Here is a 21,132-nt window from a genome sequence, read left to right as displayed (position 1 = left end):
CGCACCACTGGCAGGCTCTGTGGTGTCTTTGAGAGTCATGGGTTTTCCTTGATTTGCATCACGCATTCAACGAACGCGCGCGCCGCTTCGGCGTTGATCGCGTTGCCGTAGGCGCGCAGGCGTCCCACTCGGGCGGGAGCCCCATGAGCCAGCGGGAATGTGCCGGGTTCAACTGGCCGCCAGTGGCCATCCCTGCACAGCAGCCAGTCAGCATCTCGCCACAAGCCGTTAACCGGGCCGGACCGTTCAGCGTTGCAGTCGGCCATTCGCATAGCGCCACCTGGTGCGTCAGCATGGTCGGAGCCGAGTTGCCCGTGGACGCGATCGAGCGTGCCACGTACTGATCTCCTGTTCCACCCGGCTCTGATGCCGTTGGAGTGCCCCAGCCCGCCAAGCGAGCCACCTCGTTCAGTGGCGCCCCCTTGCCGCCACGATCGTGCACTCCGGCCGTGTCCGCGCCTTTGTGATCGCGCGCCTGAGGTGTAGGCCACCCAATACACGCGGTCTCGGATGTGCGGCGCACCGATGCCCGCAGACGGGAACGGGACCGCCCCGAAGGCGTAACCCAGGGCTTCCAGGTCAGCGCATACAAGGTCGATCCAAGGGTCCGCGTCCTTGCTTGCAACCTGCTCTCCAAGGACGACTGGAGGGTGGCGCTTCTCGATGAGGTGGTGGAAGGCTGGCCACAGGTGCCGCTGGTCATCAAACCCAGCGCCTTTGCCTGCCGAGGAGAAAGGTTGGCAGGGGCAGGAACCGGTCCAAACAGGTCGGTCGTCGCGCCAGCCCGCCCGCCGAAGGGCAAGGCTCCACACACCGATGCCCGAGAAAAAATGGCACTGCGTGAAGCCGTCAAGGTCACTGGGGCACACGTCCTCGATGCTTCGCTCGTCGACGTACCCAGGTGCGATATGGCCTGCGCGGATGAGCTTTCTGAGCCACTGAGCTGCATGCGGATCGATCTCGTTGTAGTAGGCGAACGCGTCACGCATGGTTGACGCCAAGATCCGCCAGACACTGCACCGTCACCTCCGCCAGCGCCTGCAGCGACCCGTCGTTCACGATCACCGCATCGGCCTTGATGTTGTGGTGCTTCTCACTGCTGTGGCTGGCTGTCTCCGCCGGCAGCGGCCGCGCGTCCGGGCGCTGCACGCGCACCACCTTGGCGCCCAGCTTGCGCAGCATGTCGGCCTCCACGGGGTGACGCAGGTCGGTCACCACCACGCGGTTCCAGCCGGTGCCTGTCAGGCGGCCGATCGTGCGTTTGGCGATGGCGGTGTAGTGGCCGTCGTCGTAGCGGCGCTGGTAGGTGGCCCACTGCTGCAGGATCCAGCGCGGGCTGCGTGGATCCACCAGGCTCTCGCCACCGTCGGCGATCCACCTCAGGAAGCCGGTTGCACTGCACATGCCGGCGGCCAGTGCCGGGATTGGCAGTTCCTTGATTTCGCGGTTGGTCAGCATGCGCTGGTCGATGCGCCAGGCTTCGCTCACCTCGCGGCGCAGGGCGTCGGCGAAGGCGACGCGGGCAAAGCCGAGCTGGGGCGAGATGAGGCTGGCCACGGTGTCCTTGCCCACGTCGGGCAGGCCCGTGAGGGCGATGGTGAAGTTGCGGGGCACTCGAAGGTCCTTCCTGTGGTGAGTGGGTTGGGTTGAATCAGTCGTCGAGGCGCTCGCCGGCAGCGGCGCGCTTGCGGTCGAACAGCGCCGCCTGGCCCGCCAGAACGGGCCGTGGGCGCGTTTCGGGTCGGGGGCAGGGCGCTGGGTGCGGCTTCGGTTGAACGCGCGGCCTGGCGCGTGCGCAGGCCTCCATGCGCACCAGGCGGCTGCGCACCGGGTCGGCCATCACGGCATCGAAGTCCTGCGGCCAGTGGTGCAGGCAGTGGCGGCTGCGCATGGCCTCCCACGCCTCGCGCAAAACGGTCGCGTCGGGCGAGGTCACGCCGCGCTCCGCACCGCCCTGGCCGGCAGCGGCACCACGGAGGTCAGGTCCAGGGTCTGCTGGCCGCTGTCGTCCGCCTGGCTGGCCACCTTTTGCTCCCGCTTGATTCGGGCGAAGGTCTTGCGGATGTCGCTCTCCGCCGCCGGCCGGTACCGGAAGTTCGGGTGCTGCAGGCCCAAGGTGGGCTCGGTGCGTTTGATGGGCATGGTTTCCTCCTGGGGTCAGTGCCTGGCGCGGCGCGCGGCCGGCCGTTCGAACACCCAGCAATGGACGGTCTTCGCGGCCTCGATGCCGGCGTCCATGCGGGTCTTGATGGCGCTGTTCACGGACTTGATGTCCACGAAGCGCCGGGTCTTGCTGGTGCGCAGCACCTTCTTCAGCTCGGCCAGCAGCGGCACCTGCTGGCGGTGCAGCGCGGCCTTCTCCACGAACTCGTTCAGGTTCACCGCCAGCAGCTCGTTGTCGCGGCTGTGGTTCAGCGTCGGCCGTGCATCCAGTCCGCTCGCCGTGTGCGTGCCCAGGCTGTCCAGGTAGTCGAACGCTTCCCAGAACTCCTGCACCAGCGGGTGGTCGGCGTTGATGGCCTGCTGCCGCTCGCGGGCCATGGTCACGATCTGCGCGCGCACCTGGTCGAACTGCTCATCGCTCAAGCGCACCACCCGGCGCAGCGCCATCGCACACGCCAGGATCTGCGCGTGGTTCTTCGCAATGCGCGGCTTGTGGATCCCGTCCTGCCCCAGCAGCCAGTGGATGAGGCCGTCCGTCTCGGTGGTGATGGTGGCCAGTGCCTCGGCCTCGCGCTTGAGCGCAGCCAGCAGGAAGCCGCTCACCTGCGGAATGTCCACCTTCTCCAGCGCCTTGGCGCTCTCGTAGCTGGCTGGCGTGAAGCCCTTCGTGTCGAAGGTCATGTGGCAGATGCGCTCCATGATGGCCTGCGAGGCCTGCACCTGGTTGTTCTGGCTGATCACGATCGAGGCGCGAAACGGCGGGTCGTAGGTTTCGTTGCCGCCCGTCTTCACACCCGTGGTGCGGATGCTGTTGCCGTTGTAGGCGTCCTTCAGCTCATCCCAGTCGAAGCTCTTCACGTGCGCCTGGTTGCCGGTCTTCGTCTCCCGATCGCTCTCGATCAGCACGATCGGCATGTTGCTCACCTGCGTGAACGTGCGCAGCCGCCCGGCCGCGGTGGACTTGCTCGGGTCGAAACCCTCATAGTCCCGCCCCAGCAGCTTCCACAGAAACTGAATCAGCGTGGTCTTGCCCGCACCCGGCTCGCCCACGATCTCCAGGAACGGGTAGCTCTGCTGGTCCGCGCGGATCTGCTCAGCAAACAGGCTGCCAAACCAGTACGCCAGCGCCACCACGCCCTTGGCCCCGAAGGCGTGCCACAGGTGCTGCACCCAGCTCCGGTCGTGTTCGTCCCGGTTGGTGTTCACGTCCAGCCGTATCGACTTCTGCAGCGTCTTGATCGACAGCCGCTCGATGTCGAAGTAGTCCTCGGCGTTCGCCTCGTGGATGGCCCCCTTGTGCACCGCCACCTTGCCCAGGATGTACGTGTGGTGCGGCGCGCTGTACCCGATGAAGTCGACCGTCTGCACGATCTTCGGGTTCTCGAGCTGCCGCTGCATGATCCGCTCCAGCTGGTGGCTGGATCCGCTGAACATCGCCCCCGGCGCCATGTGCAGCAGCTGCTTCTTGAACTCGCTCGCCGCCGTCAGCTGCCCGGCCGTGAAGGTGCCCTTCACATCCCCGCCATCGTGCGGGAACGACACGCGGAAGTAGTACCAGGCCTCCTGCGTTACTTCGTTGCGCTGGTAGTACAGCGCTTGCGGCTTGCAGTTCGCAATGGGCTGCAGCGTGCCGCTCTCGATGAGCGCGGTCGTGCGCTTCTCTTCCTCCGTCATGTGCGGCTTGTGGCCGTCGGCAATGTCCTCTTCGAGCTGCAGCACCACCTTGCGGTAGCGCTCCATGTCCAGCTTGAACCAGTAGAGCTTGTTGCCGTGGTCCAGGTCGAAGTCAGCGCGGCCCGTGTGGTTGTAGATCAGCAGCGCCTTGTCCTGCGCGGTCGCCGCAATCAGCAGCGCGCCGTGGTACAGGTAGTCCTTCAGGTGCTGCGCCTGCAGCAGGTCGCGCTGGTGCAGGTCGTTCCAGTCCACCTTGCCCTTGCCGCGCTGCGGAATCTGCGCGGCCTTGCACACCCAGCCGTCTTCGCGCGCCCGCCGCACGTGTTTGCGCGTGAAGTCCCGGCCCGCCTTGTCCGCGTCCAGCGCCCACACCAGCACCGGCTCGGGCACCGTGCCGCCCTGGCGCTTGAGCTGCTCGCGCAGTTCGGCCAGGGCGTGTTCCGGGTAGTTGTTGCAGCTCAGCAGCGCCGCAGCCGCCACGCCGTGGTGCGCCAGCGCGATCGCATCAAAGATGCCCTCCACCAGCCACAACTCTCGGGGCGGCTTCGGTGCATCCGCAGGTGCATCGGCACCAGCGTCCACAAACGAAAGGCCCGGCAGCGTCCACCACAGCCCCTGGTAAGTGGCATCCCACTTGAAGCGCGCCTTCTTCTTGCCAAAGCGCGCCGGCCGGTCAATCAGCCGCTCCCACCAGGTGTTCGCCCATGGGAACCGCACGGTAGACGTTCCGGCACCGCGCCCGCCGTCGGCGTCCTGGTCGAAGTAGTGCTCCTGCGTGTAGGTCCCGGCGATCAGCTCCAGGCGAAAACCTCGCGCCAGGCGCAGGTAGGCATCGGCTGCGGCGTTCGGGTTGCGCTGCCCCTCGGGCTTGGCCGCTTCCGGCTTCTGAAAGCGCTCGGTCCAGCTCTCGAACAGCTCGGGAAACAGCTCCTTCGCGTGCGCCTCGTAGCCGCAGTTGTTCAACCGCTCGCACTTCACCACCCAGGGCGTTTCCGCCCACGTCCACAGGCACTTCTGGTGGCAACTGGGGCACACGCCGTGGCGCAGGTGCTTGCCCTTGGGCTTGAGGGCGTAGTCGGCTTGCAGGCGCGCGGCGATGTCGTGCAGGAGGTCTGACATGAAGAACCGGAGGAGGGCGAGCGAAGGGGTCAGGCAGCGGCGCAGCGGCCGATGCAGATGCAGGCGCAGTACAGGGCCAGGCCATAGAGCGCCTCGGCCTGTTCCTGCGCGGCTTGCGCGCTGGGCGCCACGTGGTGGAGCACGTGGCGCTGGCGCTGCGCGTCCACGTGGGTGGTGCGCCAGGCGGTCATGCCTTCATGTCGTGCAGGTCCGTCGGCAAGCTCTTGCGCTTCTGCGCAAGGCGGTCGCAGGTGTCCGCTGCCGCCAGCAGGCTCGCTGCCAGATCCCGCGCCGTGGCGGAAGAAAGCCGCCAGTCCAGCATAAAGGGCAGGTCGCAGCTGTAGAGCACCACCACCGGCGGATCCGCGCGGCGCGCCACCAGGCGCGTCAGCACCTGCAGGCAGGGCGGCGCGCCCAGCTTGCGCGCCACGCTCAGGTAGTCCGGGTGCACCGGCGTACCGTGCTCCTGCAGGTGGTTGCCGGCGGCGTCGAAGTGCAGCCGGGGCTGCGCGGGTTGGGTGGTGTCGGTCATGCAGATCCTCCAGTCGGGTTGAAAAAAGGCGTGGCAATGCCCTCAGCGCCCGGTTGGGGCTCTGTGGCGGGTTGCTTGGGGGTTGGGGTTCAGCGGCCGGTGCAGGGCCGCCGGGGCGCGTTATCCGCTCGGGCGCGGCACGCCTGCGGTGGCGTCGTCGTCAAACAGATCCGCGTTGCGCGGCTGCGGGCTCGTGTGGTTGCCGTTGGGCAGCAGGTCCAGCATGCGCGCGAGCACGCCGCGCCGCACATGCGGCGAAAGCGGCATGGTCACCGTGCTGCAAGGCTTGGCCGAAGGCGAGAGCGTCACCGTGGCCTCCGCATCCACACGCCACGAATGGCCGCACTCCAGGTCCGTGCACTGCAGGTACAGCCAGGAGACAGTGGGCGACATGCGCTCGGACGTGCGCACGCGGCCCCAGGCGTTGCAATGGGGGCAGGGGAACCTCATGGCGTGGCCTCGTCGTTGCCCAGGCCACGCAGCACCGCCAGGCGGCACACGCTAGCCATCGACCGGTGTTCCTTCTGCGCCCGCTGCTTCACCAGCTCGAGCTCGGAAGGCTTCAGCCGCAGAGCAATGGGTCGGGCGCTGTCCACGCCATTTGGGACGCGCTTGCGAGGCTGATTTGCAGTGGACGTGGACATGGTCGATCACAAAAGCCCATCACTCGGTTAGGATTGAGTAACAGGAAAATACACAACTTAGGTCATTATGTGGCACAAACGTGCCACTGTCAATGCTTCTGTGGCACAAAGTAGTAGTTTTGGTGAGCGACTGTCCCAAGAGCGCGTCCGGCTTGGTTTGAGTCAGGACGGGCTCGCCAGCGCCACAGGCATGTCCAAGCGCGCCATCGGCAACTACGAGCGCAACGAACGCAGCCCGGATGCCGATCAGCTCGTCGCCATGAAGGACGTGGGCGTGGACGTGCTTTACCTGCTCACCGGCCAACGGCTCTCCGAGACCGTCGCGCTCGACCCGATGCGCCGCGCCGTGCTCGACAACTTCGACCGCTGCTCGCCACAACGGCAGGTGGAAGCCGTTCAGTACATGGCACTCCTCGCCGCCGGCCTGTCGCCGGCATCCCCATCACCCAGCGCATCGACTCCGGCCACGACTGTCACCAAAGCCAGGGTCAGCAAATCCATCGCCAGCGTGGCGGTGGGCAGCGTCGTCAACAAGAAGAAGGGCGACTGATTTTTCAATCCCGAAGGAGGGCGCACAGTGCGCACAGAAGAGAGAGACAGCAACAGTCAGTCGAGGGCGGCCAACCGCCTCATTCAATCCATCCAGGCCACCGTAGAAGGCAGCATCAATTCCATCGCCATCGGCCAGCTCACCGTGAACCTCACGGTGACCCTGCGGCCGCGGTGTGGGCAGCGGGTGCCGGCGCGGGTGTTGGGGATTCAGCGGAGGGCGGCGTGATGCTTCAGTTTGCCGGGTGGCTTCTCATCATCCTGGCGGGCGCCATCTTCATCACAGGGATGGTGGGCATGCTTCGCCCTCAGGCATTCAGCAATGGCGCACAGGCCGATGCCGCCCCGCGGTGGATGTTTGCTCTCGCCGCATGGCTGCTGCCTCCGTGGCCTGCAGCCGTTGGCTTCCTGCTCCTCCATCTCGCCTGAGCGTTGCCAGTCGAGGACAGATGCGGGCATATGCCCATGAAATTTGTCACCTCATCGGGAGAAGGCAGGGATTCCTGCATTGCGGGCCCCAGCTCGCCCTCATACATTCCGCTCACAACAATGGTCAGGAGGAAAACATGATCGACGACACCAACGCAGCAGCGATTGCGGCTGTCCGCCAGCGTCAGTTGAACCGGTCCATGGAAATGCTCATGGGCATGGTGACTGCGATGGTCGCAGACGCGCACCTGCATGATCTTGAGATCAAGCTGCTGAGCACCTGGCTGGAGGAAAACGCCGCTCTCATCGACCGGTGGCCCGCATCTGTCATCGCGCGCAAGGTGAAAGAAGTGATGACCGATGGCGTGATCACAGAGGCAGAGCGGGACCACCTCCAGTCAGTGCTGCTGTCCCTGGCAACCACCAACTTTGCCGAGACGGGTTCATCATCTCCTGAGGTAACCGCGCTCCCCGTCACAGACCACATCGATGTGCGAATCAGGGATGCCGGCGTTTGTCACACGGGCGTGTTTCTCTACGGGACGCGTGCGGCGTGCGAGCGACTCACTGAGCTCGCTGGTGGCCTGCCCCAGAGCGCTGTGACCGGACGCACCGCGTACCTCGTGGTGGGCAGCCAGGTGTCACCGAACTGGATCCACACATCGTTCGGGCGCAAGCTGCAAAAGGCAGCGGAGATGCGCGATGGGGGCCATCCTCTTGGAATCATCACCGAGCGCAAATGGCTTGCCGTCGTCGGCGGTTAACGTGCAGCCTCTTCAAGGAGACGAGCATTGAGTGAACTTCGCAGGGATGAACCGCAGTGGCTGTCGCCGATCCGCGCCAAACACTTGGACGACCGCTTCGACCAACTGAACACGCTGCTCAATACCGTTACGGGGTCGGTTTGGTCGTACCTCCTGGCGGTAAACGGCGGGGCTGCTGCTGGCATGCTCGCATTCATAGGAGCGAAGCCAGACTTGGCAGTCAAGCCGTGGCCCTATGTAGTGCTCGGGGTTTTCGTTCTCGGTCTGATTCTTGTAGGTGTTGCCCATGCGTTTCTTGCGCACAAGGTCCAGAGACTGACCGACAGTTGGGTTGAGGGAACCGATCTCTACTATCAAAACAAGATGAAGTGGTCAGCGCTGATCGATAGAGATGTGGCGTTGGTCGCCCGTTGGAAGCGAGTGCCTTGGGTGCTCGGCTGGGGCGCTCTTTTGGCGTTTGTAGCCGGCGTGTTTGCTGCCGCCATTGGCTTCAGTCCCATTTGCGCAGGAGCTTGTTGATCATGGATCAGACCAAGTCGAAATCCAATGCCACCTATGGCCCGGCGGTGGTGGTGGCCTGCGTGTTCGCGATCATGGTGTTTGTAGGGGTGCTGTACGCTGCCAAAGTTGGGTGGGGGGCGCCGGGTAGTTGCCTGGCAGCTGACGCGAATGCGTGGGGGACCTTCGGCGACTATTTTGGCGGTCTGCTTAATCCGGTCGTGGCGCTTGCTGCCCTAGCCCTGCTCGCGTGGTCAATTCACATCCAGAAGGCTACTTTGGACGCCACGCGTGAAGAGCTGTTCGAAACTCGGCAAACACTTGCCGCCCAAGCACGTAGCTCACAGCAATTGGTTGCATTGAACGCCTACACCGTCCTGATTGCAGCCGAAGACATCCAGATTCAAGCACTCAACAAACTGTTGGACAAGGAGAAGTTGGCCAAGGACTTGGGTGAAGATGCCGATGGGAATATAAGGACTTTGACCAGTATCTGGAACAGGAAGAAAAATACGCGAGCTTCGTACGTAGCCAGCGCGAAAAAAATTCTCGAAGACACTTCGGGAGTTGATACCAGCGAAGCATAGGAGGTTGCCTCGAGAAAAGAGACCCCGCCACAAGGCGGGGCCAACACCTTGCGGTGCGCCGCTAGGGAGGAGAAGCGGCGGGACCTTTCAGCCCAGTGCGTAGGATGCCACCGCGGGTCATGATGGCGGAAGACTCGAACGAAAAGCACTCAGTCGAGCGCGAGGCGTAGGAACTGCTCCTCTAGCCAGAAATGCATTTGTTAAATGGCGCTCACCACTGGTGGGACCGACTCTGAGAGGCGCAATTGAACAGACTGCTTTTCGTCCTGGCCCTCGCTCTTTCCCCCATCACTTCCATGGGCCAGCAAAGCCCTGCCTCGAGTTCAGTTAGCCCTGCACTTCAGGCTGGCAAACGGCAAGATCAATCTGATGGAACGAAACGATCTCAAGCTCCCCAGTTAGTGGTTGGGCAAACTTCTGTTGGACAGAGTGCGACGCTGCAAAGGGAAGATGCAGATACAACCAAGTTGGAGCGAGAAGCGCTCGATCTCGCCGCTCAGCAGGAAATGGCGTACTGGGCCGAGTGGATGTTTTGGTCTTCCGGAGCCGGCGCTATCGCGAGCGTGTTTGCAGCTTGGCTCCTGTATCGCACTTTGCGGGCCACTCGTATCAGCTCGGAGATCCAGCTCCGCGCCTATGTGGCGGCCACCGTTACGGCCCTGTCGCGGTTCTCTCCAGACGAAAAGGTCGAGATCGTTTTTGAAGTGAAGAATCACGGGCAAACGCCAGCGTCAAACGTCCGTTGCTTCGCCAAGATACAGGTCTGGCCTTTTCCACTGCCTGATGACTTTGACATGGGAAAGATTGAAGACCCAATCAAGGGTACTTTTTCGCTTGCGCCAACCGCCGGGCGGCACGTTGCTTGCGCGTCCGGGTCGCCGATAGATCGAGCCACAGTAAACGAAATATTGAATGAGGGAACTGTCCGTGTGTACTTGGCCGGCAAAGTTCTGTATGAGGACATGTTTGGAAAGAAGAGGGAAACGCGTTTCTGTGTGTCAACTGGCCCAAACACTGAGCTTAGACAGGTTTCAGAGGGTGAAATCGTCCAATCAGGCATCATCTTCAACGACGTTGATCGTTGGAACGAGGCAGATTAGAACGACGCCAATCCCCTCTCGTTCACCTACTGGTTGCTTACTATTGAGTGGTCGAGACTCACTTCCAGCTCCACCTCCGTCAAGTACCCCCCAGACCCATCCATCCCATGCACCGCCCGGCTCACCAGCCAGCCAGTGCCGTCGATCTGCGCCTTGAACCCGCGCACCACCACCGGCGTCTCCGGTGTCACCAGCGGCTCGCCGTGCGCCAGCGTCAGGCTCAGCGTCGCTGAACCACGCTGGATGCGGTTCCATTCGCCCTGGGCGGCCTGCAGAGCGGTGGCTTCGTTGGGGTGGGTGTCTTTCAGCACTCGGGCATTCACGGCGCTGCCCACCAGCACGCTGCGGCGGTTGCCCATGTGGGCGCTGTGCCAGTACGCGCGCACGCCCGTGTACTGGTCGCGGTCGGCCTGGCTGTAGCGGTGCCTGTCGCCGTCGGCGCGGGTGATGGTGAAGGTGGGCAGGCCCTGGCCCTGGCTGTTGGTGGCCTGGCCGATGGGCAGGAAAAGCAGGTGGCCTGCCTTGATGGTGGCCACGGCGTCGTGCAGACGGCCCAGGCGCGTGAGGAAGTTCAGGTCGCTCTCGTTGGACTGGTCCATGTGGGGCACGGCGCGCTGCGCCAGCGTGGTGGCCACGCGCAGGCGCAGGCCGTTGCGCAGGGCCATGGTCTGCAGCAGGGTGCCCAGGATGGTGCCGTGCCAGCTCTGTTCGCGGCGGTTGCGCAGGCTCTGGCTCAGGTCGGCGCTGCGGGCGCGGATGGTGATCACGTCCGGCGTGCCGCTGTGCTCGGCTTCGTCCACGGTGAAGGTGCCCTTGTCCACCAGGCCGCTCTCGCGGTAGCCCAGCGCCAGCGCAATGCTCACGCCCTTGCGCGGGATCTGCAGCGCGCCGTCGTGGTCGCTGAGCGTCAGGCTGAGCTGGTCCGCCTCTTCGCCGCGCGTTTCCTCCAGCTGCAGGTCCACCAGGCGCGCGTTCACCGTGGGCGTGATGTCGGTGCCGTCCACCACCAGGCGGTAGCTGGGTGTGCGCGTGGCCATGCCCTCAGGCGCTCCGCTCGGTGATCTTCTCGACGATGTTGTCGTCCACGCGGCGCAGCGTCACGGTGAAGTCCATGCGCGTGGGCTGGCCGGTGCGGGTGAAGAGGGTGCCAGTCTCCTGCTTGGCGTTGATGACCCACTGGCCGTACACGCGCCCGGTGCCGTCCACCAGCGGCCAGGCCGCGCCGGTGTCGGCCATCTCGTGCAGGTCGTCCAGCCAGGCGCGCGCGCCAAACTCCGGAAGGATCACGCCCTGCAGCGTCATGGTGTCGTCCCCCACCCCCAGGAACTGGCTGGCGGGCCGCGCGCCCACACGGGCGTTGCTGGCGTGCCGCCATTCCGTCTGCCGCTGCAGTTCCTGGAAGGCAAGGGTGTGCAGCGAGAACACGAACTGACCCAGGCACATCATCATGGTGGTGGTGCCCTCAGTGGATGTCGCTCAGCGAGGCGCGCGCCCGGGCCAGCTTGGCCTGCTCGCGCCTGTCCAGTTCGGCGCGCACGGTCTGGGCGATCTGCTGTGGATCCATGCCCGGCGCGGCGGTGATGTGCAGCGTGATGGTGTCGCCCTGCACCACGATGGGCGCACGCGCGCCGGCACCGAGCGGCGCGCGTTGGTCCATGGCCGCCATGCCGCTGGCCAGCGGCGTGAGTGCGGCGGCTGTGAGGCCCGTGGCGGCGGTGCGCACCAGCGCCGAACTGCGCCCGATGCCCATGGCCGCGCCCTGGCCGATGTGCTCGCCTGCGGCCATGAACACGCGACTGGGGCTCTGGATGCCCAGCTTCTCGCGGAACCACCCAATGGCCGCGCTCGCCACGCCGGTGATGGCGTCGCGCACCGCAGCCAGGCGGCTGCTGATGCCGCCGATGAGCCCGTCCATGATCTGCCGGCCCAGGCCCGTGAAGGCCTGCCACAGCGTCTGCGCGCCCAGCACGATGCTGCTCCACATGCCGCTGAAGAACGCCTTGATCGGCCCCCAGTAGCGGTAGATGAGGAACGCGGCCGTGGCGATGCCGGTGATGGCCAGGCCGATGGGGTTCATGAGCAGCACCCGCCCCAGCCACAGCAGCACCGTGCCCACCAGGCGCAGCGCCACCGCACCGCCGCGCAGCAGCAGGCTGAAGAGCCCCGTGCGGATGCCCACCTGCAACAGCAGGAAGCGCAGCAGCAGGAACTTGGCGGCGATGGCCGCCACCACCACCAGCAGGCCACCGCCCACCACCATGGCCGCAGCCAGCCCGATAGCCACCATCGACAGCGCCTTCACCAGGCCCGGGTTCTCCTGCGCCCAGCGGCCCACCGCGTTGGTCACACCCGTGAGGCTGTCCACCGCAGCGCGCAGCCAGCCGCTGTTGGCCTCGTTCACGGCAATGCGCACGTCGCTCCAGGCGCTGGAGAGTTCGTCCAGGTTGCCGCGCATGTTGTCGGCCATCACACCGGCGGTGCGAGCCGCCGCGCCCTGGCTGTCGCGCACCTGCGCCAGGTACTTCGTGATACCGCCAGCACCCGCCTGGCTGATGAGTTCGGCCATGGCGGCGGCGGGTTCCTCGCCGAAGATGTCCTTGAGCACCTCCAGCCGCTTGCCGGACCCCAGCTTCTCGGTGGCAGCGGCGATCTCCTGCAGCAGGTCCACCACCGGGCGCACGTTGCCGTGGGCGTCGGCGGTTTTCACGCCCAGCTCTTCGATGGTGCTGGCCGCGCGCGCCGTGGGGGCCGAGAGGCGCAGCAGCATGGCCCGCAGTGCGGTGCCGCCTTTCTGGCCCTGTATGCCCACGTTGCCCAGCAGCCCGGCCATGGCGCTCACGGTGTGCAGATCCACGCCGGCCGCGCGAGCCACCGGCCCCACGTAGCTCATGGTGTCGCCCAGCATCTCCAGGTTCACGTTGCTGGTGGTGAAGGTCTTCGTGAGCACGTCGGCCACCATGCCCATGTTCTTGGGGTCAATGCCGAAGGCGCTCAGGATGTTGGACGAGATGTCCGCGCCCCGGCCCAGATCGATGTCGCCGGCCTTGGCCATGTCCAGCAGGCCCGGCATGGCCGCGCGGATGGCGTTGGGTGTGAAGCCCGCCATGGCCAGAAACGCCTGGCCCTGCGCGGCCTCGGTGGCGCTGAACATGGTGGCCGCGCCCAGCTGCCGCGCCTGGCCGCGCAGCGCCGCCAGATCCGCGCTGTCCTTTTGCAGACGCGTGAGCGCCTGCACGCGCGACATGGTGGCCTCGAAGTCCACCCCTTCGCCCAGGAAGCCGCCAATGGCCCCGGCACCCGCGCGCCCGGCCGCCATGGCGCCCAGCCCGGTGCCGCCCATCATGCCGGTGTGCAGCATGTGCCTGGCGTGCCGTGCATTGAGCTGCTGCAGCCGCTGCTGGGCGGCTTCCTGCTGCTTCAGCGCGGCGGTGCGGCGCGCCACCTCAGCGGTGGTGCTCGCCACCTGCGCGCGCAGGCTGCGCTCGTGCGTGCCCAGGGTGCGCGTGCTGATGCCGGCCGCGCCCAGCCGGTCGCGCAGGTGCTGGGCCTGCGTGCTCTGGCGCTGCAGGCGCTCGCCCAACTGGGCGGCCTCGCGCTTCGCTGCGTTGAACTCGCGGGTCAGTGCCTTGCTGGGTGCGGTGGCCTGCTGCATCTGCTGCGCCAGGGCGCGTGTGCGGTTCTGCGCGGCCTTCAGTTGCGCGCTGGTGCCCTGAAGGCCCTGGCGCACCTCGCGAAACTGGCCAATGGCCTTCTGCTGCCCGTCGAGCTGCTTGAGCTGATCGCGCGCGGCCTTCAGCGCCTGGGCGGCGTCCTTGCTGCCCTTGCTGATGTTGCGCAGCGGTGCACCGGCCCGGTCGGCCAGTTGCATGATGACGGAGAGGCGAAGGTCATTCGCCACGGGATGCTCCCGGGGCGGGGCGGTGGTTCAGCGGCGGTTGAGCAGCCGCTTGATGCCGGCGGCGTGCGCGCGTTGCTCGGTGCCTTGCATGTGCGCCCACAGGCCCGACCACAGTGCCAGCGGCAACAGCGCCATGCCCAACGCCACCAGCAGCATCAGGCCGATGAGCGCGTAGACAAGGAGGTCGGACCACATGCGCCGCATGATAGGACGGGGCGGGAGTCCATAGGGGTCGGGGTATGCGTGCCATGCTCACTCGCTCTGTTCTTCACCCTGGTGGCGGCTGCGGGCCTGCTCGCGCCAGTCCATCAGCTCGGCAATGCTCATGGCATCCATGTCGCGCGGTGCCCAGTGGAAGACCATGGCCAGGTCGGCCATGGCGTCCTCTACGCGTTCGGGAATGCGGCCCGCTCGCCCTTCTGCTGCAAAAAACCCGCCACCACAATGCCAGCGGCCAGCGTGTCGGCCGGGTCCATGGCAAGCACCTCGGCACGGTGCACGGTCGGCGAGCTGATGCGCGGCAGCAGCGTGGCGAGCGACTCCACATCCATCTGCAGCAGGTTGATGAGCGAGAGCCCACGCAGCTCGCCGGAGGCGGGCTTGCGCAGCGTGAGGGCGGCGATGGACTGGCCCTCGCGCTGGATGGGTTGGTCGAGGGTGACGGTGTGGTCGGCGTTCATGGTGGGCGTTCCGGGCAGGGGTTACAGGCCGATGGCCAGGCGCTCGGCGGCGGCCAGGTCCACACCGTCGATCACCTCGATCATGTTCACCATGTCGATCTCGATCACCACCACGCCATTCAGGCTCAGGCGGTAGTAGCTCAGCGCGCTGGTGACCTTGATCTCGGTCTTCTCGCCCGGCTTGGCGGTGCCGGGGTCGATCTCCTTGTGGTAGCCGCGCACCACCACCTCCAGGCTGGTGATGCCCGCGTCGTCGTCGCTCTGCAGCGCACCGGCAAATCGCAGCAGCACGCCGCTGCTGGTGGTGGTGCCCCACTGCGCCAGCATTTCGCGCAGGTAGCCGGCCACCGTCCATTGCAGCTCGAGCTTTTCCAGGCCGAGGGCCGAGTCCACCGGGCCGCGCATGCCGCCGGCCTGGTATTCCTCGGTCTTGCGGGCGAGCTTGGGCAGGGTGATCTCCGGCACCAGGCCGGCGAAGCTGACGCCGTTGACGAAGAGGTTGAAGTTCTTGAGCTTGCGGGGCAGGGACATGGTGGGTGGCCTCGGGGGTCAGTGGTGGAACGCTTCAGGCCTGAGCCACGCGGTCGGCGAAGTCGGCGTAGTAGCGGTCGGTGATGCGCTGGCGGAAGGCCAGGTCTTCCAGTGGCGGGATGGGCGTGTAGTCGTAGTCGATGACCAGCTTGCCTTCCTTCAGCCGCTCGGCCATGTTGATCTCCTCGTCGTACCAGGCGGAGCCGTCGAGGATGTAGCCCAGGGTTTTCAGCTCGCGCATCTTGGCGTTCACGCCCTCCAGGATGTCCTTCACGATGCTGGGGTGCAGCGGCTTGTCGCTCGCCCACAGGTGCGCATCGGCAATGCTGTCGGCCAGCACCTGCGCGGTGCGCGTGGCGCTCTCGAACGAGAACAGCGGTTCCTCGCTGCAGGTGCGCGAACCCCAGAACTTGAAGCCGCTGGCGTTGATGAGCGTGGTCACGCCGGCCGCGTTGAGCACACCCGCATCCGTGGCGCTGCTCTGCAAGTCCCAGAAGATGTCCTTGCTGATGCCCGTCACCCCGTTCACCGCCACGTTGCTGATGGTCTTGTGCCAGCCGGTCTCGAAGTCGATCCTGGCGCGCAGGCCCAGCGCGTAGGCCACGGCCGGTGTGACGGCGTTGGCTTCCTCGGCCACGTCCCAGCTCATGAAGTCCGGGTGGATCACCATCAGCTCGCGCGCGCCGAAGTTCTCGCGGTAGGCGGTGGCCTCCACCACGGTGTCGCAGTCCCACGCGCTCACGTAGGCCATGGCGCGCAGCTTCTGCGCCACGCTGGCCAGCGCCGTGGCCACGGCCTGCGTGTCCAGGCCAGGCGCACCCAGGATGCGCGGTTTCACCCCCAGCTTCGCCTGCGCGGCCAGCAGCGCCTGCGCGCCGGTTTTCTGGCCGGAGGGCAGAACCGTGCCGATCACGTTGCTGGTGGTGGCTGCTTCGTTCTCGCCGGTGTCCACGCGCACCACCACGCACAGCGGGCGGGCCTGCTGAGCAATGGCGTTGAGGGCGCGGGAGAGCGTGCCGTTTTCGCCAGCGGCGGCCAGCGCGCTGTAGACGTTGGTGACGAGCACCGGCACGTTGAGCGGGAACACGTCGGCATTGGCATCGGGCGCGGTGGCAATCAGCCCGATGATGGCCGTGGCGACGGTGCGAATCGGGCGCGTGCCCTCGGTGATTTCAACGACGCGAACGCCGTGGTGGTACTGGTCGAGCGACATGGTCTGGTCCTGTGGCGGGAGATGGCACGCAGTTTGTGCGTGTCTCGCGCGAAGGGCCAGCGATGGCGGTTGTATGGACGGTGTTTACAGCCTTGACATGGCTGTCAAGTCGAAGTTCGAATCGGGCTCACCGAGCGAATCTGAGGTTTTCCATCCTTTTTCGGCGCTCCGCGCACTGAGCATCAATTTGATCGTTTTCGCGGTCGAGATCTTCGCGAATTGCTCGAACCTCCTTGATCGAACTCGTCAGTCTCGTCTCAACCCGAAATATGTCGTCTATCGTGGATCGCTTCAAGTTGTCTGCGCCGTCGGAGAAATTCGCAGCGTCCGCTGCCAGTGCAGATACACGCAGCACCTTCTTTTCGATCTCAGCCATGCAAAGCTGTTCTGATGAATGGACCGCGGAGCCAGACATGATGAAGAGGTCGCGGTAGGAGAGCTTTAGCTGCTGGGCTCTATGCAGGACACGATTGGATTCCACGCGCACTTCTCCCGCCGCCAAGGCCACGTCACGCAAGGCAAACTTCTGCGCCAATGCGTCTCCAGATTCCTGGGACTTTTGGGCCGATCGAGCCGACTTGAAAGCAGCCCACGCGGCGATCGCGCCGCCTATTGCGCTTACAAATGCTGCGCCAGCGGTGACTACGTCAACAGTTGTGGTCATAGGTAGCATCGGTCGGGTTTGAGTCTGGAGTGGATGCCTGTGAATAAATCGAATCAATTCACAAACGACTCCGCCACCGACACGAGAAGCTCGGTGCCTCGCAGCATCTCGGTGGTGTTTGGCAATACGATACCGTGGAATCCCAGTGGATATCGAAGTGAGAACGGCCTGTCGCACACACGGTTCAATTGCTCCACCCACGCTGGCTGCGGATTAGGCAGCGAGACGTGGACTTTCGCAGACTCCCACAGCTTTTCGAGGTTGTGACCATACGGACTCTTGCTCAGCATAGAAGCCTCAATGCCACTTTGGGCCAGCAAAGCCTTCAATGCAGACTCGCAAGCGTGACCACAGAGCAGCGTGATGGCAAACGGAGAGAGTTTGGGCACATGCTCAAGATGTTGAGCGCCCGCGAGCATGTTTCTCGCAGCGACGAGAAAACCTTCGGCAGCGGTTGGCTGATGCATTTTCAATGCGGGAAAGACTGCATGGCCTCCTGACGACATTGAACATTCTCCTTTGGATTGATGCAAGGCTGTGGCGACCAACCGGTAGGAATACCTCAGACGTTTAACTTCCAATCTTCCCAGGCTTTCTGCCACCGCTTGGCCTCGGGGGTCGGTTGACTAGGACCCACATGAATCGTCGGAAACTCCTTGGCACGCGAACCGCGCGCAATGCTGGGGGCCTGACGTTGGCAAGAATCCTCCACCGCCTTCTTCGCCTGCTTGCCGGTAAGGAGGAAACCTTCAAACCGTTTTTCCTTCTCGATCCATCGGACAACGATGTAGATGTCGTCCTTCCCAGCGCGCACTTTGCTGGCCGGCGGCATGGGGAAAAAAGAGACGCTCTTCAATGAAGCCTTGACCTGGATGTTGAAGTGTCGAGTGCCATCGAGATTGGAAGCCAATATGTCGAAGGCAGCCAGATTCTTGGTCGTAGGAAGTGCGACGAAACCCCGGCGTGAGAGTTCTGAAACCACGTGGTGAACACCGGCAATGCCGATCAGCGCGTTCTTTGACAAGTGATTCTCCTGTACTGTCTTCCTCAAGGTATCCCGAGGTGCCAACAAAAATGGGCGTGCTAGCTGCCGCCAATCTGGGAGTAAACGGCGGATGCGACGAGGGACACAAGCACGCCAACAATAACCACCCAGCGAACCTGCTCGTCAGTTCTGTGTCGACGGATGCCCTGACCAATTGCGAAGCAAACCATCGGAAAGAACCGCGACTTCAGTCTGAGAATAAGGTAGCCAAAGCCAATAACCGGTGCGAGAAACATGACTGCATTTCCCATCACTCTGATGGCCTCGAGGAAGCTGCGCGCAGGACGACTCGGGGGCTCACTCGGTGTCATGAAATAGAGGAGCAGCATGCCCACAATGAAGGCGAGTATTAAGAAAAACCAGAGATCGACTTTTGCGAAAGGTGAGTACCACGACTTCATCCCCGCAAACGAATCAAGAATCCGGGTTCTTGCCACCGTGGCTTCGTGCTCGTCTCCCCGTATTGAAAGCTTCGCCCTTGCACCATAGAACCCACCCAGCGTGACGGAGATACTCTTGTCTTCGCCAGCGACGACGCCATAGAGTTCGATGGTTCTTATGGCTGCCCGAATAGGATTGTCATAGGCGAGCAAGTCCTCCAAGCGTTCGAACTTACGCTCGATTCCATCGGAGCACGAAACAGTTGCCGTAGCATTTGACGCGAACTCTTCGACGCAACGCCAAAGCCTTGACATTGAATCGCTCTCAATGACGATGGCGCCCTGAAAATCCCCCGTTGCGTGAACTTGCATGGCATTCGATAAGTGTGAATACGGAATGCCATGGTATCGCTTAGAGACTCACTCCCAGCCAACGATATAGATCGCAAGGGCTCGGCGGGGGATCCGCTGCGCTCCAAGGCGTCGCGGCCCCGCAAATGTGCAGATCCATGTTCACCATCTCACTGCAGATGACACCCCCAGCGTTGCGCGTGCTGCGCCCCATCAGGTGGTACAGGCCCCGCACGCCGAACAGCAGGTAGTCCCACACGCCGTAGGTGTTGGTGTCGGTGGTGAGCTGGTGCTCCAGGTAGTCGCGAGTGACTTGTGGCACGTCGAACAGCAGGACCTGGCCTTCGTCGTAGTACGGCCACACCCTGCGACGGCGGATGAGGTGCATGTCGTACATGTGGCCGGCTTCTTCGTCCACCCAGGCGCAGTGGTAGGCGTAGCAGCCGGTGAACAGGCGGGTGAGCCAGCCGGAGAACTTGCGGCGGTTGAAGATGATGGCGAGCTTCATGCTGTGACCAGGCCGAGGTCAGCGCGGATCTGCGTGACGAAGTTGGACCAGGTGGCCAGGGCTGCGTCTGCCTGGCCGGTGCGCACGCTGGCCTTGGCCTGCAGGCGGTGGCTGCGGATGTGCAGCACGGCGCTGCGCCAGGTGGCGGACTGGGCGAGGATGTCGAGCGTGGCGTCCTGGGCGTTCATGCCGCTGGCCCGCATCCATGACGCTACGGTGGGCGGTGGCTCGCCTTCGAAGTTCGCGGCCTGGAAGGCCTGGGCCTCGCGCTCGGCGGTTTCGTATTCGGGTGCGCGGAATCCGATGACGTCGCGGTAGATGTCGTCGGTGTCGCGGTCGATGCGCTTCAGGGCCTGGGCTTCGAGCTGCTCGGGGGTGGGGGGAGCTGGCTCCATCCGTGGCGCCGGGTGCACGGCTGGGGCGAACACCCAGGCGCCGTCTACCCATTGCGCGCTGTGACCGGGCGGCGCTTCGGGCGGGGGGACATCCACCGCGCCGCCTGGCAGGAGGTACACGCCCGGTTCAAGTGGCGATTCGTCGGCGGTGACGGGTCCGATGAAGTAGCCGTGGTGGTCGAGCTGGGAAACGGTGCGCATGGGTGTCCTCAGTACTTGATGCAGGCGAGCAGCGCGACGTTGACAGGTCGTGCCTCGCTGCCGCCTGAGCTGCTGGTGGAGAAGGTGTGGTTGTGCGATCCGGCGGCTGCTGTGCTGGACGCTGTGCCGAGCGATGCCCCACCGCCGCCATACGAGTAGGAGGCGTTCGAGTTGATGCTGAAGTGCCCGGCGGGAGGCGTGTGGGTGTGCGAACCGTCTGTGCTGGTGGTGCCGCTGTGGGTGTGGGCGGCGTTCTGCGATTCCTGCGCACTGCCCAAAGCGCGGCCCAAGTCCAGGCCACGAGAGTCGTCCCAGCCTCGCGGGAACAGACCACGCCAGTCTGGCAGGTTGAACGTGGTGCTGCCATTGCCGGGCCCCTCGCTGGTCCCGATCTCGGCGAAGAGTGCGGCATAGGTGGTGCGCGACACGGCGGCGCCGTTGGCCTTGAGCCACCCAGGTGGCGCGGTGGTGCGCCGGAAGAGCCCAAGCATGCCGACGGTGCCGCTGGTGCTGACGGCCCCCTGAACAAACGCTGTGGTGGCGATTTGCGTGTTGCTGGTCCCGGCGGTGGCCGTGGGCGCCGTGGGTGTGCCGCTGAATTCCGGCGACACAAGCGGTGCCTTGCCGGCCAGCGCCGTAGTGATGGTGGTGGCGAAGTTCGGGTCGTTGCCCAAGGCGGCGGCCAGTTCGTTGAGCGTGTCCAGCGCGCCAGGCGAGCTGTTGACCAATGCAGACACGGCGGCTTGCACGAACGCGGTGGTGGCGAGCTGGGTGGTGTTGGTGCCGCCGCTGGCCGTGGGCGCTGTGGGGATGCCCGTCATTGCGGGGGACAGCAGCGGTGCCGCGCCCAGCAGCTCGCGCGCAGACGACGCGCTGGCCGCCGAGATGAGCGAGCGGGCGAACTCGGTGATGGCGGTGGCAGCGAAGCTCGCGCTGCCAGTGGCGTAGATGGTCTGGTTCGCGGCTAGCGTGAGCGCTGCCAGTGCGGAGAGCCGTGGGCTCAGCGGCTGGGAGGCATCGGCCAACGCTGCGACCTGCGCCTTGAGCCATTTCGTGCGATTGGCAAGCTGGCGGGTGGGCACGTTGTCGATACCGCCTTCGCCGCCGACCACCGGGTCGTCTTCTTCCCACTGGTAAATGCCTTCTTCCCAGGTGGGCGTTTCAATGAGGAATGCCATGCGTGGATCTCTATGGGGGGTGAGCGTGG

At 64.8% G+C, this 21,132-nt stretch carries 30 protein-coding genes; 6 read left to right on the top strand and 24 right to left on the bottom strand.

The annotated features are described in order from the left end of the window. Window positions 1–35: 35 nt before the first annotated feature. From ACTIF6_RS09320 to ACTIF6_RS09280, 9 genes are all read right to left on the bottom strand, one after another. Window positions 36–989, bottom strand: coding sequence for a DNA cytosine methyltransferase (locus tag ACTIF6_RS09320; RefSeq protein ID WP_439587691.1), 954 nt, complete (start codon window positions 987–989; stop codon window positions 36–38). After that, window positions 982–1,614: a hypothetical protein gene (locus tag ACTIF6_RS09315; RefSeq protein ID WP_439587690.1), complete on the bottom strand. Its 633-nt coding sequence runs from the start codon at window positions 1,612–1,614 to the stop codon at window positions 982–984. The genes ACTIF6_RS09320 and ACTIF6_RS09315 overlap by 8 nt, the downstream gene beginning before the upstream one ends. Before the next feature lie 37 nt (window positions 1,615–1,651). Continuing rightward, window positions 1,652–1,936, bottom strand: coding sequence for a hypothetical protein (locus ACTIF6_RS09310; RefSeq protein WP_439587689.1), 285 nt, complete (start codon window positions 1,934–1,936; stop codon window positions 1,652–1,654). Then, window positions 1,933–2,142 carry a hypothetical protein gene (locus ACTIF6_RS09305; RefSeq protein WP_439587688.1) on the bottom strand — a complete coding sequence of 70 codons (210 nt, stop codon included), beginning with the start codon at window positions 2,140–2,142 and terminating at the stop codon, window positions 1,933–1,935. The genes ACTIF6_RS09310 and ACTIF6_RS09305 overlap by 4 nt, the downstream gene beginning before the upstream one ends. 15 nt (window positions 2,143–2,157) lie before the next feature. After that, a complete protein-coding gene (locus ACTIF6_RS09300) occupies window positions 2,158–4,956 on the bottom strand; it encodes a toprim domain-containing protein (RefSeq protein WP_439587687.1) in 2,799 nt (932 codons plus the stop codon). Between the two features lie 29 nt (window positions 4,957–4,985). Next, entirely contained in the window at window positions 4,986–5,147 is a 162-nt protein-coding gene (locus ACTIF6_RS09295) for a hypothetical protein (RefSeq protein ID WP_439587686.1), read from the bottom strand. Then, window positions 5,144–5,488, bottom strand: a complete 345-nt coding sequence (locus tag ACTIF6_RS09290) for a hypothetical protein (RefSeq protein ID WP_439587685.1) — start codon at window positions 5,486–5,488, stop codon at window positions 5,144–5,146. Before ACTIF6_RS09290 ends, ACTIF6_RS09295 begins: the two co-directional genes overlap by 4 nt. Window positions 5,489–5,608: 120 nt before the next feature. Next, window positions 5,609–5,938 (bottom strand): ogr/Delta-like zinc finger family protein, encoded by a 330-nt coding sequence (locus tag ACTIF6_RS09285; protein WP_439587684.1) that lies wholly within the window; start codon window positions 5,936–5,938, stop codon window positions 5,609–5,611. Then, window positions 5,935–6,132, bottom strand: a complete 198-nt coding sequence (locus tag ACTIF6_RS09280; protein WP_439587683.1) for a hypothetical protein — start codon at window positions 6,130–6,132, stop codon at window positions 5,935–5,937. Before ACTIF6_RS09280 ends, ACTIF6_RS09285 begins: the two co-directional genes overlap by 4 nt. Window positions 6,133–6,199: 67 nt before the next feature. On the opposite strand from ACTIF6_RS09280, the gene ACTIF6_RS09275 reads away from it, so the two are divergent. From ACTIF6_RS09275 to ACTIF6_RS09250, 6 genes are all read left to right on the top strand, one after another. Further along, window positions 6,200–6,682, top strand: coding sequence for a helix-turn-helix domain-containing protein (locus ACTIF6_RS09275; RefSeq protein ID WP_439587682.1), 483 nt, complete (start codon window positions 6,200–6,202; stop codon window positions 6,680–6,682). 227 nt (window positions 6,683–6,909) lie between these two features. Further along, window positions 6,910–7,110 (top strand): hypothetical protein, encoded by a 201-nt coding sequence (locus ACTIF6_RS09270; RefSeq protein ID WP_439587681.1) that lies wholly within the window; start codon window positions 6,910–6,912, stop codon window positions 7,108–7,110. A gap of 137 nt (window positions 7,111–7,247) precedes the next feature. After that, window positions 7,248–7,874: a BRCT domain-containing protein gene (locus tag ACTIF6_RS09265; RefSeq protein ID WP_439587680.1), complete on the top strand. Its 627-nt coding sequence runs from the start codon at window positions 7,248–7,250 to the stop codon at window positions 7,872–7,874. A 27-nt stretch (window positions 7,875–7,901) separates the two neighbouring features. Next, window positions 7,902–8,393, top strand: coding sequence for a hypothetical protein (locus ACTIF6_RS09260; protein ID WP_439587679.1), 492 nt, complete (start codon window positions 7,902–7,904; stop codon window positions 8,391–8,393). A 2-nt stretch (window positions 8,394–8,395) separates the two neighbouring features. Then, window positions 8,396–8,959, top strand: a complete 564-nt coding sequence (locus ACTIF6_RS09255) for a hypothetical protein (RefSeq protein WP_439587678.1) — start codon at window positions 8,396–8,398, stop codon at window positions 8,957–8,959. 245 nt (window positions 8,960–9,204) lie between these two features. Continuing rightward, entirely contained in the window at window positions 9,205–10,059 is an 855-nt protein-coding gene (locus tag ACTIF6_RS09250) for a hypothetical protein (protein WP_439587677.1), read from the top strand. A gap of 26 nt (window positions 10,060–10,085) precedes the next feature. Here ACTIF6_RS09250 and ACTIF6_RS09245 read toward each other — a convergent pair whose 3' ends face one another. The 15 genes from ACTIF6_RS09245 to ACTIF6_RS09175 form a co-directional block, all read right to left on the bottom strand. Next, complete coding sequence (locus ACTIF6_RS09245; RefSeq protein WP_439587676.1) at window positions 10,086–11,096, bottom strand: phage late control D family protein; 1,011 nt, start codon at window positions 11,094–11,096, stop codon at window positions 10,086–10,088. 4 nt (window positions 11,097–11,100) lie between these two features. Next, the gene (locus ACTIF6_RS09240) at window positions 11,101–11,508 is read right to left on the bottom strand and encodes a phage tail protein (RefSeq protein ID WP_439587675.1); all 408 of its coding nucleotides are present in this window, start codon (window positions 11,506–11,508) and stop codon (window positions 11,101–11,103) included. A 13-nt stretch (window positions 11,509–11,521) separates the two neighbouring features. Beyond that, on the bottom strand, window positions 11,522–13,957 hold the full coding sequence (locus tag ACTIF6_RS09235) for a phage tail tape measure protein (RefSeq protein ID WP_439587674.1): 2,436 nt from the start codon (window positions 13,955–13,957) through the stop codon (window positions 11,522–11,524). Window positions 13,958–13,984: 27 nt separating this feature from the next. After that, the gene (locus tag ACTIF6_RS09230) at window positions 13,985–14,152 is read right to left on the bottom strand and encodes a hypothetical protein (RefSeq protein ID WP_439587673.1); all 168 of its coding nucleotides are present in this window, start codon (window positions 14,150–14,152) and stop codon (window positions 13,985–13,987) included. Window positions 14,153–14,209: 57 nt separating this feature from the next. Continuing rightward, a complete protein-coding gene (locus ACTIF6_RS09225; protein ID WP_439587672.1) occupies window positions 14,210–14,335 on the bottom strand; it encodes a GpE family phage tail protein in 126 nt (41 codons plus the stop codon). A gap of 8 nt (window positions 14,336–14,343) precedes the next feature. Then, entirely contained in the window at window positions 14,344–14,637 is a 294-nt protein-coding gene (locus tag ACTIF6_RS09220; RefSeq protein ID WP_439587671.1) for a phage tail assembly protein, read from the bottom strand. 21 nt (window positions 14,638–14,658) lie between these two features. Continuing rightward, window positions 14,659–15,168, bottom strand: coding sequence for a phage major tail tube protein (locus ACTIF6_RS09215; RefSeq protein ID WP_439587670.1), 510 nt, complete (start codon window positions 15,166–15,168; stop codon window positions 14,659–14,661). A 34-nt stretch (window positions 15,169–15,202) separates the two neighbouring features. Then, window positions 15,203–16,381, bottom strand: a complete 1,179-nt coding sequence (locus ACTIF6_RS09210) for a phage tail sheath protein (protein ID WP_439587669.1) — start codon at window positions 16,379–16,381, stop codon at window positions 15,203–15,205. A 127-nt stretch (window positions 16,382–16,508) separates the two neighbouring features. Further along, a complete protein-coding gene (locus ACTIF6_RS09205; protein WP_439587668.1) occupies window positions 16,509–17,045 on the bottom strand; it encodes a hypothetical protein in 537 nt (178 codons plus the stop codon). 53 nt (window positions 17,046–17,098) lie between these two features. Next, window positions 17,099–17,551: a hypothetical protein gene (locus tag ACTIF6_RS09200; RefSeq protein WP_439587667.1), complete on the bottom strand. Its 453-nt coding sequence runs from the start codon at window positions 17,549–17,551 to the stop codon at window positions 17,099–17,101. 56 nt (window positions 17,552–17,607) lie between these two features. Further along, window positions 17,608–18,069 (bottom strand): hypothetical protein, encoded by a 462-nt coding sequence (locus ACTIF6_RS09195; RefSeq protein ID WP_439587666.1) that lies wholly within the window; start codon window positions 18,067–18,069, stop codon window positions 17,608–17,610. Between the two features lie 59 nt (window positions 18,070–18,128). After that, the gene (locus ACTIF6_RS09190) at window positions 18,129–18,842 is read right to left on the bottom strand and encodes a hypothetical protein (RefSeq protein WP_439587665.1); all 714 of its coding nucleotides are present in this window, start codon (window positions 18,840–18,842) and stop codon (window positions 18,129–18,131) included. Window positions 18,843–18,882: 40 nt separating this feature from the next. Further along, window positions 18,883–19,329 (bottom strand): hypothetical protein, encoded by a 447-nt coding sequence (locus ACTIF6_RS09185; RefSeq protein WP_439587664.1) that lies wholly within the window; start codon window positions 19,327–19,329, stop codon window positions 18,883–18,885. Then, a complete protein-coding gene (locus ACTIF6_RS09180) occupies window positions 19,326–19,925 on the bottom strand; it encodes a hypothetical protein (protein ID WP_439587663.1) in 600 nt (199 codons plus the stop codon). Before ACTIF6_RS09180 ends, ACTIF6_RS09185 begins: the two co-directional genes overlap by 4 nt. An 8-nt stretch (window positions 19,926–19,933) precedes the next feature. Then, entirely contained in the window at window positions 19,934–21,103 is a 1,170-nt protein-coding gene (locus tag ACTIF6_RS09175; protein WP_439587662.1) for a tail fiber protein, read from the bottom strand. Window positions 21,104–21,132 lie beyond the last annotated feature (29 nt).

This window comes from Hydrogenophaga sp. (assembly GCF_051860785.1).
Lineage (GTDB): Bacteria > Pseudomonadota > Gammaproteobacteria > Burkholderiales > Burkholderiaceae_C > Hydrogenophaga.
The sequence above is the reverse complement of the archived record's forward strand: the minus strand, read 5'-3'. Positions and strand labels throughout refer to the sequence as shown.

Bases quoted from the DNA above. Each gene is read 5' to 3' on its own strand.
- ACTIF6_RS09320 (WP_439587691.1), bottom strand. From the start codon at position 989: ATGCGTGACGCGTTCGCCTACTACAACGAGATCGATCCGCATGCAGCT.
- ACTIF6_RS09305 (WP_439587688.1), bottom strand. From the start codon at position 2,142: ATGCCCATCAAACGCACCGAGCCCACCTTGGGCCTGCAGCACCCGAAC.
- ACTIF6_RS09300 (WP_439587687.1), bottom strand. From the start codon at position 4,956: ATGTCAGACCTCCTGCACGACATCGCCGCGCGCCTGCAAGCCGACTAC.
- ACTIF6_RS09295 (WP_439587686.1), bottom strand. From the start codon at position 5,147: ATGACCGCCTGGCGCACCACCCACGTGGACGCGCAGCGCCAGCGCCAC.
- ACTIF6_RS09290 (WP_439587685.1), bottom strand. From the start codon at position 5,488: ATGACCGACACCACCCAACCCGCGCAGCCCCGGCTGCACTTCGACGCC.
- ACTIF6_RS09285 (WP_439587684.1), bottom strand. From the start codon at position 5,938: ATGAGGTTCCCCTGCCCCCATTGCAACGCCTGGGGCCGCGTGCGCACG.
- ACTIF6_RS09280 (WP_439587683.1), bottom strand. From the start codon at position 6,132: ATGTCCACGTCCACTGCAAATCAGCCTCGCAAGCGCGTCCCAAATGGC.
- ACTIF6_RS09275 (WP_439587682.1), top strand. From the start codon at position 6,200: ATGTGGCACAAACGTGCCACTGTCAATGCTTCTGTGGCACAAAGTAGT.
- ACTIF6_RS09270 (WP_439587681.1), top strand. From the start codon at position 6,910: ATGCTTCAGTTTGCCGGGTGGCTTCTCATCATCCTGGCGGGCGCCATC.
- ACTIF6_RS09265 (WP_439587680.1), top strand. From the start codon at position 7,248: ATGATCGACGACACCAACGCAGCAGCGATTGCGGCTGTCCGCCAGCGT.
- ACTIF6_RS09255 (WP_439587678.1), top strand. From the start codon at position 8,396: ATGGATCAGACCAAGTCGAAATCCAATGCCACCTATGGCCCGGCGGTG.
- ACTIF6_RS09245 (WP_439587676.1), bottom strand. From the start codon at position 11,096: ATGGCCACGCGCACACCCAGCTACCGCCTGGTGGTGGACGGCACCGAC.
- ACTIF6_RS09240 (WP_439587675.1), bottom strand. From the start codon at position 11,508: ATGATGATGTGCCTGGGTCAGTTCGTGTTCTCGCTGCACACCCTTGCC.
- ACTIF6_RS09230 (WP_439587673.1), bottom strand. From the start codon at position 14,152: ATGTGGTCCGACCTCCTTGTCTACGCGCTCATCGGCCTGATGCTGCTG.
- ACTIF6_RS09225 (WP_439587672.1), bottom strand. From the start codon at position 14,335: ATGGCCGACCTGGCCATGGTCTTCCACTGGGCACCGCGCGACATGGAT.
- ACTIF6_RS09220 (WP_439587671.1), bottom strand. From the start codon at position 14,637: ATGAACGCCGACCACACCGTCACCCTCGACCAACCCATCCAGCGCGAG.
- ACTIF6_RS09215 (WP_439587670.1), bottom strand. From the start codon at position 15,168: ATGTCCCTGCCCCGCAAGCTCAAGAACTTCAACCTCTTCGTCAACGGC.
- ACTIF6_RS09210 (WP_439587669.1), bottom strand. From the start codon at position 16,381: ATGTCGCTCGACCAGTACCACCACGGCGTTCGCGTCGTTGAAATCACC.
- ACTIF6_RS09205 (WP_439587668.1), bottom strand. From the start codon at position 17,045: ATGACCACAACTGTTGACGTAGTCACCGCTGGCGCAGCATTTGTAAGC.
- ACTIF6_RS09200 (WP_439587667.1), bottom strand. From the start codon at position 17,551: ATGTCGTCAGGAGGCCATGCAGTCTTTCCCGCATTGAAAATGCATCAG.
- ACTIF6_RS09190 (WP_439587665.1), bottom strand. From the start codon at position 18,842: ATGCAAGTTCACGCAACGGGGGATTTTCAGGGCGCCATCGTCATTGAG.
- ACTIF6_RS09185 (WP_439587664.1), bottom strand. From the start codon at position 19,329: ATGAAGCTCGCCATCATCTTCAACCGCCGCAAGTTCTCCGGCTGGCTC.
- ACTIF6_RS09180 (WP_439587663.1), bottom strand. From the start codon at position 19,925: ATGCGCACCGTTTCCCAGCTCGACCACCACGGCTACTTCATCGGACCC.
- ACTIF6_RS09175 (WP_439587662.1), bottom strand. From the start codon at position 21,103: ATGGCATTCCTCATTGAAACGCCCACCTGGGAAGAAGGCATTTACCAG.